General features: G+C 65.8%; 13 protein-coding genes. 1 reads left to right on the top strand and 12 read right to left on the bottom strand.

Features of this window, described 5'->3' with window-relative positions; translation table 11 throughout:
- Positions 1-48: 48 nt before the first annotated feature.
- On the top strand, positions 49-750 hold the full coding sequence (locus tag BUA41_RS14815; RefSeq protein ID WP_072824247.1) for an RNA polymerase sigma factor FliA: 702 nt from the start codon (positions 49-51) through the stop codon (positions 748-750).
- Positions 751-759: 9 nt separating this feature from the next.
- Here the strand turns inward: BUA41_RS14815 and fhuF are convergent, their stop codons facing one another.
- The 12 genes from fhuF to BUA41_RS14755 form a co-directional block, all read right to left on the bottom strand.
- Positions 760-1,530: a siderophore-iron reductase FhuF gene (gene fhuF, locus BUA41_RS14810; RefSeq protein ID WP_072824303.1), complete on the bottom strand. Its 771-nt coding sequence runs from the start codon at positions 1,528-1,530 to the stop codon at positions 760-762.
- Positions 1,531-1,716: 186 nt separating this feature from the next.
- Entirely contained in the window at positions 1,717-3,840 is a 2,124-nt protein-coding gene (locus BUA41_RS14805; protein WP_072824245.1) for a TonB-dependent receptor, read from the bottom strand.
- A 123-nt stretch (positions 3,841-3,963) separates the two neighbouring features.
- A complete protein-coding gene (gene fhuB, locus BUA41_RS14800; protein ID WP_084671666.1) occupies positions 3,964-5,940 on the bottom strand; it encodes a Fe(3+)-hydroxamate ABC transporter permease FhuB in 1,977 nt (658 codons plus the stop codon).
- Positions 5,933-6,883, bottom strand: a complete 951-nt coding sequence (locus BUA41_RS14795) for an ABC transporter substrate-binding protein (protein WP_084671651.1) — start codon at positions 6,881-6,883, stop codon at positions 5,933-5,935. Before BUA41_RS14795 ends, fhuB begins: the two co-directional genes overlap by 8 nt.
- A gap of 29 nt (positions 6,884-6,912) precedes the next feature.
- The gene (locus BUA41_RS14790; RefSeq protein WP_072824241.1) at positions 6,913-7,680 is read right to left on the bottom strand and encodes an ATP-binding cassette domain-containing protein; all 768 of its coding nucleotides are present in this window, start codon (positions 7,678-7,680) and stop codon (positions 6,913-6,915) included.
- Between the two features lie 25 nt (positions 7,681-7,705).
- Positions 7,706-8,491 carry an energy transducer TonB gene (locus BUA41_RS14785; RefSeq protein WP_072824239.1) on the bottom strand — a complete coding sequence of 262 codons (786 nt, stop codon included), beginning with the start codon at positions 8,489-8,491 and terminating at the stop codon, positions 7,706-7,708.
- Positions 8,488-8,895 carry an ExbD/TolR family protein gene (locus BUA41_RS14780; protein WP_072824237.1) on the bottom strand — a complete coding sequence of 136 codons (408 nt, stop codon included), beginning with the start codon at positions 8,893-8,895 and terminating at the stop codon, positions 8,488-8,490. The genes BUA41_RS14785 and BUA41_RS14780 overlap by 4 nt, the downstream gene beginning before the upstream one ends.
- A complete protein-coding gene (locus BUA41_RS14775) occupies positions 8,888-9,445 on the bottom strand; it encodes a MotA/TolQ/ExbB proton channel family protein (RefSeq protein WP_072824235.1) in 558 nt (185 codons plus the stop codon). The genes BUA41_RS14780 and BUA41_RS14775 overlap by 8 nt, the downstream gene beginning before the upstream one ends.
- The gene (locus BUA41_RS14770) at positions 9,426-10,799 is read right to left on the bottom strand and encodes a MotA/TolQ/ExbB proton channel family protein (RefSeq protein ID WP_072824233.1); all 1,374 of its coding nucleotides are present in this window, start codon (positions 10,797-10,799) and stop codon (positions 9,426-9,428) included. The genes BUA41_RS14775 and BUA41_RS14770 overlap by 20 nt, the downstream gene beginning before the upstream one ends.
- Complete coding sequence (locus BUA41_RS14765; RefSeq protein ID WP_245791931.1) at positions 10,796-11,572, bottom strand: DUF3450 domain-containing protein; 777 nt, start codon at positions 11,570-11,572, stop codon at positions 10,796-10,798. Before BUA41_RS14765 ends, BUA41_RS14770 begins: the two co-directional genes overlap by 4 nt.
- 179 nt (positions 11,573-11,751) lie before the next feature.
- A complete protein-coding gene (locus BUA41_RS14760) occupies positions 11,752-13,068 on the bottom strand; it encodes a DEAD/DEAH box helicase (protein ID WP_072824231.1) in 1,317 nt (438 codons plus the stop codon).
- Positions 13,069-13,245: 177 nt separating this feature from the next.
- Positions 13,246-13,839, bottom strand: coding sequence for a PqiC family protein (locus tag BUA41_RS14755; RefSeq protein ID WP_072824229.1), 594 nt, complete (start codon positions 13,837-13,839; stop codon positions 13,246-13,248).
- Between the last annotated feature and the right edge of the window lie 29 nt (positions 13,840-13,868).

The following is a 13,868-nucleotide window of genomic DNA, read 5'->3' as shown; positions in this document are numbered from 1 at the left end:
CTATGCGGTAGCGGGGCTGTCGCCCTTCGACAGTTCGAGGCATGTGGGATGTATACGGCACAAGGCAAAATCGACCAACGCGCAGTACTCGATCAGTATCTACCCATCGTGCGGCGGCAGGCGCTGTCGCTGCAGGTCAAGCTCCCGGCCAGTGTCGAGCTCGACGATCTGATCCAGGCAGGCATGGTAGGGCTGCTGGACTGCCTGAATCGCGACGATGCCTGCCAGGGGGCCAGCTTCACCACCTATGCCAGCCAGCGCATCCGCGGCGCGATGATCGACGAACTGCGCAGCCGCGACTGGGTACCGCGCAGCGTGCGCCGCAACGCCCGAGAAATCGACGAGACCCTGCGCCGTCTGGAACAGGAACTCGGCCGGCCGGCGGAAGAGCGGGAGATTGCCGAAGCCCTGTCGCTGAGCATGGAAGAGTACCGCCAGCGCCTGGCTGATACCAACGGTGGGCATCTAATCGGCTACGATGACGTGTTTCTCGATGGTGAAGAGCCGGACGGCGGCCCTGGAGCCCCGAAATCGCCCTTCGACGCCCTGGTCAGCAGCGAGCAGCGCGACCGCCTGGTCGCGGCGATCGAGCGCCTGCCCGAGCGCGAGAAGCTGTTGCTGGGTCTCTATTACCAGGAAGAGCTCAACCTCAAGGAGATCGGTGCGGTACTGGGCGTCAGTGAATCCCGGGTATGCCAGTTGCACAGCCAGGCGGTGGCACGCCTGAGGGGCAAGCTGGCGGCAGCGTAAGGGTCGCCATCAACGCCCGCTTCTGCACACCCTTGCGGGGCGGTGAGTCAGCGGGCAGTTGCCGCAGTAGTCGAGCTCGGGGATCAGGTAGCGAATGCAGCACAGGCGGCGTTGGCGACTGGTAGTGCCGTCCGGCTGGGTGACGTAGCGCACCGGTCGATACAGGGGATTGCGCCTGCCGTCCGTCAGGCATGATCGTTCGAGCAGGTGACGGGCTGGTTCCGTAGCGCCGGGATCGGCGTCGGGATGCTGCTCCAGCTGATTCAGGATGTTTTCGAAGACATTGCCGGCGTTGCTCCAGAAGACCCGGGGCGAGGCGCCGGAGAGCATCGATAGGGCCTCGATGAGCGGGGCCAGGTTGTCATCGAGCAGCGCGATGAAGCGCTGCCCGCCCACCGCACCGGGCAACGATCGACCCGTGTCGCCCAGGCACAGGCGCTCGACCCGGCCGTCATCGGTCAGCAACAGGAACAAGCGCTCGAGCGCCAGGGGCAACTCACGGCGCAGCAGAAGATCGGCAAGCAGCGCCGGCACCAGAACGGCTGCGAAATACCACTTGGACCACTGGCTCGCGACCCCGCGGATGTCCTGCTCGGCATACCCCTTGCCGAACCGCCCCAGCAGCTGCGCCAGTGCGTGAGGATCGAGCAGTTCCGCCGCCGGAATGGCTTCCGACGGCGGCGAGATCGTCATGGCCGGAGGGTCGGCCGCGGCGAAGGGCCCGGTATAGCACTGCGCAAGCGTCTTGGCCGATTCGCGCTGGCTATTGTCCTGGGCCATCTTCGGCATCTCCCCTCGGCTTCAGCGTATTTCAGTAATTCCTCAGAGGGTGTTTACAAAACAGGCGAACGAAGGCAAGACAAGGCGAAATTGAACGAAAAAGCGCAGTTTACGCGGGGTAAATGAGCATTTTGAGGCCAATTTCAACGTTGTATTGCCGAGTGCAGGCATTTTGTAGACACCCTCTCAGTAGTCCATGGACCAGCTCAGGCTATAGGTACGACCACGACCCTGATAGTCGTAGAGATATTCCGGCCCGTAGTAGGGCGAGTAGAACATCGCCGCGCGCTGTCCCCATACGGTGGAATACTCCTTGTTCAGCAGGTTCTGCACGCCGAGGCTCAGCTTGCCGAAGCCCGTCTGCTGGCTCAGCGCCAGATCCAGGGTGGTATAGCCGTCGATCTCGCGATCCTCGTCGTCTTCCAGGTCGAAGGCATGGTTGGCTTGCAGTCGCGCCGAGCGCTCGAAATCCGACCAGCCGACGAAGGCGGTGGCCGAGGAGAGTGAGGCATAGCGCGCGTCACGTTTCTCCCAATCACCTTCTTCGTTCTCCTGCTCGGAGCGCACCAGGTGCAAGGTGCCGCCGGCCTCGAAACCGTTGTCGAAGTAGCGGGTGGCAGCGCCCTCGAAGCCGTAGTCGCGCTTCTTCTGATCAATCACGCTGACGTTCAGATTCTCGTCATTCTCGATGGCCTTGTCGGACCAGGCGTAGTAGATGGCGGCCTGGGTCGACCAGTCGGCGCCGTTGTAGCGCCAGCCGAGTTCCACCTGGTCGGTCTTGATCGCATCGAGCGGGTTCTCGCTGACACTGACCTCCGGGCTCTTGCCGTAATACTTGGCCGGGTCGGGCAGCTCGAAGCCCTGACTGAACTGCAGCCAGTTCTGGTGGCCGTTGCCGAAATCGTAGAGGGCCCCGGCGTTGACCAGGGTGGCATCGTAGTCGTTCTCGCCACCGGGGATGCCCTGGAAGTCATCGATCTCGACGTCCATGTGCTGACGACGCACGCCGGCGGACAGCTTGAGGCCTTCGGTCACCTGCCAGTCGCCCTGGGCGAAACCGGAGATGCCATCGACCTGATAGCCGGGGTAGCGCGGCTCGATGCTGGCTTCTTCCTGCACCAGGCCGCCGCTGGCATCGCTGAGCCCTTTGTCAAAGTACATCTGGCTGGCATCGAAGCGTTCACGATCCACGTCCAGGCCATAGGTCAGATCGATCGTGTCGGTCAATTCGGCGTCGAACAGTGCCTTGGCACCACTCAGGTCGGTGTTCTGCTTGGAGGCGCGAAACTCGCTGCCCTCCGCCACCGGATAGGGGAAGGCCTGGAAGCTGGCTTCCTCCTCGCGATGATAGGCCTGCAGATAGAAGTTCTGTCCCAGCAGGTTCGCATGGTGGTACTGCAGGTTGGCCATCGTGCGGTCTGTCGCCGGGTCGCGGTCGGAGCGATAGCCATTTCTGATCTCGGCATCTTCCAGATTGGGCTCTGCCGCCTCCAGGTTGGGAAAGTAGACGCCGCGATCTCCTTCGTATCCCGAACGATAGAGTTGCGTGGTCAGCTCCAGGGTTTGATCCGCATCCAGATCGAAGGTCAGCTTGCCCAGCACGTCGATGCTGCGATTGTCCTGCAGGTCGGTCTGGGCGAGGTCGGGGAAGATCTCGTCACCGTTGGCATCGTAGTGACGGCCGTTGTCTTCGTAGGCCACGCCGAGATAGGCCCGCAGGCGATCACTGCCACCGCTGACGGATTGGGCGATACGCTTGTCCAGGTCGTCGCTGTCGTTGAAGCCGCTGGTGACACCGGCCTCGGTGCGCCAGTCGGGGCCTCCGGACCGGCTTTTCCTGGTGACGATGTTGATGATGCCGCCGGTGGCGCCGCCGCCGTAGAGGCTGCTGGCGCCGGAAAGCACCTCGACGCGCTCGATGTTGAAGGGATCGATGGAGTCGAACTGCCGCGACAGCCCACGGGAGCTGTTGAGCGATACGCCGTCGATCAGTACCTGGGCGCTGCGCCCGCGCAGGTTCTGGCCATAGTTGGTACGGCCCTGGGGCGCCAGGTCGAGACCGGGCACCAGGCGACCCAGGGCGGTCTTGAGATCCGCGCCGGTATCGATCTGATCCCGCAGCTGCTCCTTGTCGACGACCCACACCGCGCCGGGAATCTGGCTGATCTGCGTCGGGGTCCGCGAACCGACGACCACCATGGTGTCCTGGGTGTCTTGAGCGCTCCCGGCGTCTCGAGCGTCCTGGGCATGCAAGCCCACGCTGGCTGAACTTGCCGCCATGGCCAAACCGACGGTCAGGCGTATCTTCATCCTGTTTGTTCCTTGTTGGTGTTACGAAGTCGGGAAAGGTTTCGGAACAGGATGGTATCAGTGCGGAAATAAATATCAATGATAAATATTCGCATTAATATTGAGGGGCTCAGAACGCTGCGCTTACAGCCTGCGCAGCCCCCACATGAAATAAGCCCCCCCAAGCAGCGACGCGACCAGGCCGGCGGGAATCTCGTCAGGAAACAGCAACTGACGGCCCAGCCAGTCGGCGACGATCATCAACAAGGCGCCGATCAGCGCCGCGCCGATCAGATGGGCGCGGGCCCGGGTGAAGCCCACCAGCCTCGCCATGTGCGGCGCCAGCAGGCCGACGAAGCTCAAGGGGCCGACCACCAGGGTGGCGCAGGCAGTGAGCAGGGCAACCGCCCCCAGCAATACCAGGCGCGATCGCAGGATGCCGACCCCCAGGGCACTGGCGGTGGGCGTGCCCAGGGGCAGCAGGTCGAGCCAGCGGGAGAAGTAGCGGGCGCCCCAGGCCAGCAGGATGGCGAGACCGGCGACGATCAGCGCCGTGGGCAGGTCGACGTAATAGGTCGAGCCTGACATCCAGGCGATGATCTGCTGACCACGCGGATCGCCGCCGGCAAGCACGACGCTTCGGACGGCATCGAACAAGGCGGTAATCGCCACGCCACAGAGCAGCAGCCGCTCGGGGAGAAAGCCGCTGCGCCAGTTGAGCAGGACAAGCACAGCCAGGGTGATCAGTGCCCCCAGGGTGCCGATGCCGATCAGTGTCAGCTGTCCGGCGCCCGGCAGCAGAAAGAGCGCCAGGATCAGCGCGATGGCGGTGCCGCCGCTGATGCCCAGCACCTCGGGACTGGCCATGGGGTTGCCGGTGATGCGCTGGATCAGCGTACCGGCCAGGGCCAGCATGACCCCCGCGCCGCCGGCGGCGAGCATGCGCGGCAGGCGCCACTCCAGCGGCGTATTGTTGCCAAAAGGCGAAAGCCAGTGCCAGCCGTCACTCGCCTGGCCGAGATGGAGCGCAACGATCATGGCCAGCGGCAGCGCCAAGGCCAGGCCGGCGGCCAGACGTCGCCCCGCGGGCCGGGTTCGGCCGATGCCGGTCGTCGGCCGGGAGCCTCCCAGCTTGAGTCGAGGGATCAGCCACAGCAGAAGCGGCGCACCCAGGGCAGCGGTGGTCGCGCCAGTGGGAATCAATGTCGGCAGGGCCGAGGAGAAGCGCTGCAACAGCAGGTCGGTGGCGGTGAGCAGCAGCGCACCGAGCAGCGTGGCCCAGAGCAGCCGCTCACCCAGTCGCCGGGCGCCCAGCAGGCGCACGATGGCGGGGGCGGCGAGTCCGATGAAACCGATCACCCCGACCACGCTGACCACGCAGGCGGTGACGAATACCGCGAGCGCGAGGCTTGCCAGGCGCAGGTACTTGAGGGACACGCCCAACCCGCGGGCCTGGTCATCATCGAGTTCGAGCACCGCCAGCGGCTTGAGCAGCAGCACGGCGAGCAATGCGCCCAATGCCAGACGCGGCCCCAGGAACATGACCCCGTCCCAGTTGTTCTGAGCGAGCGAGCCGGCGCCCCAGATCAGCAGCCCCTTGAGCTCTTCCTGGTGAAACAGCAGCAGCACCGTACCCAGCGCCCCGCAGTAAAGGTTGATCACCAGGCCCGCGAGTACCACGATCATCGGTGCGAGCCCACGCCGCCAGGCGAGGAGGAATACCAGTCCCATGGCCAGCCCGCCCCCGAGCAGCGCAACCCATTCGCGACCGTAGGCCAGCAGGCCGGGGGCCAGCAGTGTCGTGGCCAGCAGCGCCAGGTTGGCGCCGCTGGCCACGCCCAGGGTCGTAGGTGCCGCCAGCGGGTTGCGCAGCACCTGTTGCATCAGCACCCCCGCCAGGGCCAGGCCGCCGCCGGCGAGCAAGGCGATGCTCAGCCTTGGCCACCAACTGTAGTGAGCCACCAGCTGCTCGATATCACCTTCCGACGGTGCGAATAGCGCGCTCAGAGCATCGACGAAAGCAGGCTGGCTATCCAGTGCCAACCAGACGAGCACCAGTGTGAACAAGCCCAGCACTCCGCAGGCTCGCCCTGGATTCAGGCGGGAGGTCAGATCAGTCATCGGCAATGCCCTCGCCATGAAGGCCGCCGGACGACGCCACGCGCTCCTCCGTCAGCGCCGCGACCAACGTCTCGGCAAAGCGTCGTGCGGAGGGCAGAGCACCGAAGCTCCAGACCGGCGGCAGATAGGTCACCCGCTGCTGACGAACGGCACGCAGGCTCCGCCAGAGGCCGTTTTCGTCCAGTTGCTCCCGTACCCCCACGGGCAGGGGCTCGATGACCACCAGTCGCGCATCGAGTGTCGCCAGGGCTTCCAGTCCGACCAGCGAGAAACCCCAGCGGTTGGTGGTGCCCTGCCAGGCGTTGACGAGTCCCAGGTGCTCCAGCACCGCCTGATAGAGGCTGTTCGCGCCGAACACGCGAACATGGCGTGCGTCCATGAACTGCACCAGCAGCAGGGGTGATGTGGATGCCGGCAGGTGCCTTCGTACCCGCGCCAGAGCGGTCTCGGTGCGCTCTATCAGCCGTTCGCCGGCCTCGGGGCGGTCGACCAGGGCAGCCACCTCGCGAGTCGCCTCGACCAGCCCCGACCAGCGCTCGCCATCCGTCATGTAGATGCCGATCGAGGTGACCGGAGCAATCCTCGACAGTCGAGGCTCGAGGGCGGCGAACATGGGGGTGATCAGGATACGGTCGGGGTCGAGGCTTGCCAGCAGTTCCAGGTTGGGCTGGCTACGCAGGCCGAGATCGGCCACGCTGTCCGGCAACGCGGGCGAGCCCACCCAGTCGTGATAGGCCTCTACCTGAGCCACGCCCTGGGGAGTGACCTCCAGGGCCATCAATGTCTCGGCCAGTGTCCAGTCGAGGGTGGCTACCTCGGTGGCGGCGCGCAGGGGCGAGGCAAGCACCAGCAGCACGGCGATGATCGTTACCGACAGCCAGCCTCTCAGCGACGGCGTGGGCAGGTGTTTGCGCCGGCGAGGCGGATGAGTTCTGAAATGCATATAGGATGGCGATCGGTGGAATGACGGAGTCAGTGGATCACGGCGATGGAGTGCTCGCCCCCGGGATGCGTCATTACCTGCATGGGGATGCCGTAGATGGCTTCCAGCGTGGTGGAGTCCATCAGTTCGCCGGGTGGACCCTGGGCCAGTAGCCGACCGCCATGCAGGGCAACCAGGTGATCGCAGTAGCGGGCCGCCATGTTGACGTCGTGCAGCACGATGATCACGCCCAGTCCCAGCTCGCGACAGAGTTTGCGGACCAGCGCCAGCACGTCGACCTGGTGGGCGATGTCCAGCGCCGCCAGGGGCTCGTCGAGGAGCAGGAAGCGACTGCCCTGGGCCAGCAGCATGGCCAGCCAGACGCGCTGGCGTTCGCCGCCGGAAAGGGTATCGACCAGACGCTCGGCGAAGGCCTCGGTATGAGTCAGGGCGATGGCACGCTCGATCTGGGCATGGTCCTCGCTGCCCAGGCGCCCCAGCAGGCCATGCCACGGGTAGCGGCCGAAGCCGATCAGTTCACGGGCGGTAAGGGTGTCTGCAGCGGGCAGGTGCTGCGCCAGGTAGGCCACCTGGCGAGCAAACTCGCGACTTCCCCAATTCGCGAGAGGGCGACCATCGAGACGGATCTCGCCGTGACTGACGGGTTGTTGACGAGCGAGCAGCTTGAGCAGGGTCGACTTGCCGGAACCATTATGGCCGATTAGCCCGTAGACCCGGCCCTCGACGAACTCGAGGTCGACGGGGCGCAACAGGCACTTGTCGCCGATCAGGAAGCTGGCGGTATCGACTTCGAACATGCAGAACTCCTAACAGTGGGTACCACTACCTCAAGCGAAATTCCAGACGCTGGCGGGCGCGTCGGGTCTCGCCGGTCGACTCGAACCGCCATTTCGCTATTGCCTGCTTGGCAGCCCGGGCAAAGACGTTGCGCGGCTGGGCCTCGGTCACCTGGATGGAAGAGCGATCGACACTCCCATCGGGTCGAATCAGGAAGGTCAGAACCACATGACCTTCTATGTTTCGCCGCTGGGCCCGGGCCGGGTATTCCGGCGGCACCTGGCTGACCGGCGTTGCCTGGCCCACGTCCCGAGGCGCCGGGTCCGACTGGCTACCGCCGCTGGAGGACGGAGCACTGTTTGCCAGCGCATCATAGGCCGATGGCGCTGCCTCGGGGCTCGCCCGGGGGGAGGGAGGCTCTCGGGCCGGTTCGGGCTCGGGCTCAGGCTCGGGCTCGGGCGGGGGCTGCGGTGTCGGCGAGGGTGCTGGTTCCGGTTTCGGTGCGGGTTCTGGCTCCGGTGCAGGTTCCGGTGTGGGCTCGGGTGGCGTCTGCTCGGGCACGCTCAGTTCGGCATCGGGTGCCGGCGCGGGTTCCGGTGTCGAAAGCCTCGGCGGTGTCTGGAGGGGCGGCGCCGGCAGCGGCGCTGTCGAGGGGGCGCTGGGGGCCGCTGCCGGGGCCGCTGTCTGGGGCATATCGCTGACGCCAAGTGGCATGGCCATTTCCCGTATCTCGACCGGCGCTTCCGGCGGCACCACCAGCATTGCCAGCAACCAGAAGAGTCCCAGTGCCAGGGTCACGCCGCCCAGGAGCGATAGCGGTGCTCGAATCACGATCCACTCCGGGTAGCGGCCACGGCGATGTCCTCCACGCCAGCCTCGCGCAGCCGGTCCATCACCTCGATCAGCAGGCCCGTGGTCGAGGCACGATCCGCCTGGATCACCACACCGCCATCGTCGCTGACCAGCTCGGCCACCTCGGCACCCACGCGGTGGGCATCCACCGGCTGGCCATCGACCCACACGGCACCCTCGGGCGTCAGGGCCACCATGACCTGGGCGTCCGGTCGCGGGCTGGCGGCGCTCGACTCGGGACGTTCGATCTCCACGCCGCTCTCCTTGATGAAGCTGGTGGTGACGATGAAGAAGATCAGCATGATGAAGACCACATCCAGCATGGGGGTCAGGTTGACCTCGCTGGTTTCGTCGCTGTTGGCCTGCAGACGGCGTCTACGCATGGGGAACCTCCGAGATGCGTGCCATGCGATCGTGCAACCGCTGGTCCTCGCGCCGGATGACGTGTTCCAGCCGGCTGGTGAACAAGAGTCCTGCCACCGCCACGGCCATGCCGGCCAGGGTGGGCAGTGTCGCCCTGGCCACGCCATCGGCCATCGCCCTGGCCTGGCTGGTCTCGCTGACGGCCAGGCCGTCGAAGACGGCGATCATCCCGGTCACGGTGCCCAGCAGGCCGAGCAGGGGGCAGAGCGCAACCAGCAGCTTCATCCAGGGCAGGGGGCGGCGCAGTCGGGCGATCAGCTCCCGGGTCCATGTCTCGCGCAAGGTCAGGGCGCTCCAGCTCAAGTGATCTTCCCGTTTCAGCCAGCACTGCACCAATGCATGGCGCTGTCGACGCCAGGCCACGCGGAAGTACCACCAGCGTTCCAGTGCCAACGAGAACAGCACGATGGCCACGCCGGCGATGGCCACCAGCACCGCACCGCCTGCCTCGAACAATCGGGGAAGCGGCTCGAGCCAGACCAGGGGAGCCTCAAGCCAGGGACGAGGCATGTTGAACCTCATGGCGAGTGTCGTGGGACGGGCGCGTCTCGAGATGCTCGGCCAGGAAGGCGCTCGCCTGACCCTCCAGCACCCCGGTGAGCCCACGGCTACGGCTGGCGAGGGCAGTGTGCGCGAACAGCAAAGGCACCGCGGTGATCAGGCCCAGCACCGTGGTGACCAGTGCCTGGCTGATGCCGCCGGCCATCAATTGAGGATCGCCGGTGCCGAACACCGTGATTGCCTGGAAGGTGACGATCATGCCGGTCACCGTGCCCAAGAGCCCCAGCAGGGGCGCGACGGCAGCCAGCAGCTTGACCAGTGGCTGGCCACGCTCGAGCCGCGGATACTCGGCGAGCAGCGCTTCATCGAGCCGGGCTTCCAGCGCTTCGGGCGCGAGCCCGGGATGCAGTGCCTGGAACTTGCCGAGCACGCGACCCAGCGGGTTGTCCCGCCGCAATCGATCCAGTTGCCCGAGCTGGCGCCGCAGGCGCAGGGTGACGATCAGCAGATAGAGGTATTGAACGAGCGCCACCAGCAGGCCCAGCCCACCCAGGGCCACCACCACGTAGCCCACGGCGCCGCCCTGGTGGAACCGATCGAGCAGCGACGGCTGCTGGGCCATGGCATCGATCAATGTTCCCCGGGTCGGGTCGAGCGTCAGCGCTCCCTGCTCGCCACGGGCGAAGGCGCTCAGGGCTTGCTGCGCCTTGTCGGGCGTGTGCCCGATCATCGCCGGAGGCATGTCGCCACTTTCCTGGCGTAGCCAGTGGCCGTCGCTGAACGCCATCATGTCGCCCAGACGTATCAGTTCCCGATTCGTCACCTCGCCGCCGACGCCGGCCACCGGAACGCTGAGACGGGAGATGCGTCCGGATTCGCGGGTCAGGGCCATCAGCGTGTCGGCCACCGTTTCCAGGCGTTGCGGGGTCAGTGGTTCTTGCGCATCGGCTCTCTCGGGGAGGCCGAGATCGCCCAGGGTCAGCCAGCTATCGGCCAGGTCATCACGCAACGTCCCGATGTGTTCCTCGAGCACGCCTGTCACTGCATCCAGATCCTCGCTTCGCTGCGCTTCCTGGCGGGTCGCAAGCTCCTCGAGACGGCTGCGCTGGTCGGCATGGCGCTCCTCCAGGTTCTCGCGCCGGTCACGGGCGTCGGAAAGGCGCTGGCGGGCTGATTCGAGGGCGGCGTTCAGGGCTTCGGGATCGTCGGCAAGCGTGGCCAGGCGCACCACGTCCTTCGCGGCGGTGGCTTCGCGTTCGGCGCCGAAGGAGGGCGCCGGCTCGACCGATTGGGCGAAAGCGAGCGGAGACGCAAGCCAAAGCGCGGCCAGGCACCCGCGCAGGAGAAGGTGTCTTCCTATCATGGGGATTCCTCGTCGCCGTCGGCATCCGTCAGCGGTTGAGAAACAGGGAGTGTCAGCAGTTCGGGGGCACGCTGTTCCTGGGCGATGCGCAGACCACGCTGCACGTCGCGGCGTGCATCCTCGCCCAGGGGTTGCCATTCGGCCTGGGTATCTCGCCATACACCCCCCTGGCGACCGTCCGGGGTCAGGTAGTAGAGCCCGACCCGGCCCAGGCGCAGGAAATCGACCTCGCGGTTCTCGTCGAGCATGCCGCGCCAGGCGTCGAGTTCGCGTCCGTACTCCAGCTCGGCGCGCCACGCCGAGAGGATGCGATCCAGCCGTTCGGCCTTGTCGAGCTCGGGGTTCACCAGCATCTGCTCGAGACTGGCGACCCGGGCCTGGCGTTCCTCACGCAGGAACGGCATGTCCCCGGCGACCCAGGTATCCAGACGATTCACCATGTCGCGTAACAGGGGAGGCAGGGTCTCGTCGGTCACGCTTTCGGCGGCGAGAGTGGTCTTTCGTCGCTCGAGCAGGTCGGCCTGATGCCGGACCATGCGTTCCAGTTCGTCGTTGTAGGCGCTCAGCCGTCGTGCGTTGCCCTCGAGCCGGCGCAGTTCGGCCAGCGATTCGCGGGTCTCGTCGTCGGCGGCATCGAGCCTGGCCTGTTGTTCGGCGTGGCTGGGCCGCGACTGTCCCGAGGCCTCGCCTGACGCTTCCTGAGCGTGAGCGCCGTTCATGATCAACCATCCGAGCATGATGCCGAGAAGGCCGCGAAAGCGAATCCTTTCCACGCTGGGTCTCCCGTAGCGGTGTGGTCGAAAAGGAGCTCACCATGCCACCGATGCAAACAATTATCAATAACGGAGTGGTGCTCATGCCTCGGGAGCAAGGCTTGGCAGTTTTACTCGGGACATAAAAAAACGCAGCCCGCGTGCGGGCTGCGTGTCTGGGGTCGTTCACGCCCTGGGCATCATGCCTGGCGGCTGCGCTGCGGCCGGCGCCGGCGAGCGCGATCGACCTTGTCGCCATCCTGTCGAGTCGATGTGTTGCGCGAACGGGCGTCGGGGCGATTCCTCGCAGCGTTTCCACCATTGCCGCGATTGCTGCCGCGCTTGCCTCCCCGGCCATTCTCGATGGGTTCGGGCTTGGCGTTGGGGTCGGGTTCGAAGCCGGGCTCGACGTGCTTTGGCAAGTCGCGCTTGATCATGCGTTCGATGTTGCGCAAGAGAGCATGTTCATCGACACAGACCAGCGAGACCGCCTGACCTTCGCTGCCGGCGCGTCCGGTACGACCGATGCGGTGCACGTAGTCCTCGGCCACGTTGGGCAGCTCGAAATTGACCACATGGGGCAGTTCGCTGATATCCAGCCCACGCGCCGCGATATCCGTCGCCACCAGCACCTGCAGGCTGCCATCCTTGAATGCCGAGAGGGCACGGGTACGCGCCGACTGGCTCTTGTTGCCATGAATCGCCATGGCCGGGATGTCCTGCTTGCCGAGCTGCTCGGCGAGACGGTTGGCGCCGTGCTTGGTGCGGGTGAAGACCAGTACCTGATACCACTGGTGCCGCTTGATCAGGTGGGCCAGCAAGTCACGCTTCTTCTCGCGGTCGACCCGGTAGATCGCCTGGTCGACGCTCTCGGCGGTGGTGTTGCGCCGAGCGACCTCGATGAGGGTAGGGCGATCCAGCAGTTTGTTCGCCAGCTGCTGGATCTCGTCGGAGAACGTCGCCGAGAACAGCAGGTTCTGGCGCTTCTCGGGGAGAAGCCGCAGCAGTTTCTTGATGTCGTGGATGAAGCCCATGTCGAGCATGCGGTCGGCTTCGTCGAGCACCAGCGTCTCGACCCTGGAGAGATCCACGTGGCGCTGCTGATGCAGATCGAGCAGTCGTCCGGGTGTGGCGACGAGGATATCCAGGCCGGGACGAATGGCATCGACTTGCGGCTGTTGACCCACGCCACCGAAGATCACGTGGGAGCGCAGCTTGAGATGGCGACCATAGCCGGCGACATTGTCGCCGACCTGAGCCGCCAGCTCGCGAGTCGGCGTCAGCACCAGGGCGCGAATCTGTTTCGGTTGCGGTCGTGGGCCCTCGGCCAGGCGTTGCAGCAGGGGCAGGGTGAAGCCGGCGGTCTTGCCGGTGCCGGTCTGGGCGCTGGCCAGCAGGTCGCCGCCCTTGAGCACGGCAGGGATCGCCTGGCGCTGGATCGGGGTCGGGGTGGTATAGCCCTGTTCTTCGACCGCACGCAACAGTTCGGCGCGCAGGCCAAGTTCGGAAAAGCTCATGCAAACTCCGGGTCAAACGCACTCGCCGCTCGCCATGACAAGGCGTGCGTCCCGGGCCAATGCGTGAAAATTGGAAAACGACGGAAAGGAGCGCGACAGAGGGACTAAAAGCCGCGCGACTCATGATGACAGAAAAAGGCGCTCGATGCACTGGTCGGCGCAGATGCCCGCTGGTGCTCAGCGCTTGGCCTGGATCGCCGCGGCGATATTGCTGGCCACCTTGTCCCAGCTGCGTCCCAGTGCCCGGACCAGCGCGGGGTAGCCGTCGCTGTCCAGCGCCTCGGTGACACCGAAGGATTCGAATGCCAGCAATTCCCCCTCGGCGTCATGCAACTGCCAGCGGCCGCTGGCCACGGCCACCCCGTCGTAACGTCCCTGGAACTCATCGACGTTGACCCTCAGGTGCAGGGCGTCGGCGCTGGTGCCGCCGCCGAGCACACGGGTGTCGGGAAGTCGGTTGGCGAGGCGCTGGCGCAGGCCGCGGTCGAGCTGACGGTTCAGCGCCTCGGCCCAGAGATGCGAGCTGGCCTCGCGAAGACGGATGTCATCGCTTTGCAGGATGATGCCCTGACTTTCCAGGAAGCTTGCCAGCTCCACGCTGTCCACGATCAGGGTATGCTGCGGCGACGTCTCGCTCGTCTCGACGCGCCTGGCGTCGGCGTCGAGGCTCCCGGCTGGCAGGGTGTAGCGCTCGGTCGAGGACGAGCCGGTGGCACAGCCCGCCAGCCATAGCACCAGTGCCGGCGCGAGCAATAGGCGTATCGGTCTCATGGGTCCTCCCTGGCAGTGGGTCCGAAAAT

It is taken from the genome of Modicisalibacter ilicicola DSM 19980, assembly GCF_900128925.1.
Classification (GTDB): domain Bacteria; phylum Pseudomonadota; class Gammaproteobacteria; order Pseudomonadales; family Halomonadaceae; genus Modicisalibacter; species Modicisalibacter ilicicola.
This window is presented reverse-complemented; position numbering and strand designations above follow the sequence as displayed.

Bases quoted from the DNA above. Each gene is read 5' to 3' on its own strand.
- BUA41_RS14815 (WP_072824247.1), top strand. From the start codon at position 49: ATGTATACGGCACAAGGCAAAATCGACCAACGCGCAGTACTCGATCAG.
- fhuF (WP_072824303.1), bottom strand. From the start codon at position 1,530: ATGGCCCAGGACAATAGCCAGCGCGAATCGGCCAAGACGCTTGCGCAG.
- BUA41_RS14805 (WP_072824245.1), bottom strand. From the start codon at position 3,840: ATGAAGATACGCCTGACCGTCGGTTTGGCCATGGCGGCAAGTTCAGCC.
- fhuB (WP_084671666.1), bottom strand. From the start codon at position 5,940: ATGACTGATCTGACCTCCCGCCTGAATCCAGGGCGAGCCTGCGGAGTG.
- BUA41_RS14795 (WP_084671651.1), bottom strand. From the start codon at position 6,883: ATGCATTTCAGAACTCATCCGCCTCGCCGGCGCAAACACCTGCCCACG.
- BUA41_RS14790 (WP_072824241.1), bottom strand. From the start codon at position 7,680: ATGTTCGAAGTCGATACCGCCAGCTTCCTGATCGGCGACAAGTGCCTG.
- BUA41_RS14780 (WP_072824237.1), bottom strand. From the start codon at position 8,895: ATGCGTAGACGCCGTCTGCAGGCCAACAGCGACGAAACCAGCGAGGTC.
- BUA41_RS14775 (WP_072824235.1), bottom strand. From the start codon at position 9,445: ATGCCTCGTCCCTGGCTTGAGGCTCCCCTGGTCTGGCTCGAGCCGCTT.
- BUA41_RS14770 (WP_072824233.1), bottom strand. From the start codon at position 10,799: ATGATAGGAAGACACCTTCTCCTGCGCGGGTGCCTGGCCGCGCTTTGG.
- BUA41_RS14760 (WP_072824231.1), bottom strand. From the start codon at position 13,068: ATGAGCTTTTCCGAACTTGGCCTGCGCGCCGAACTGTTGCGTGCGGTC.
- BUA41_RS14755 (WP_072824229.1), bottom strand. From the start codon at position 13,839: ATGAGACCGATACGCCTATTGCTCGCGCCGGCACTGGTGCTATGGCTG.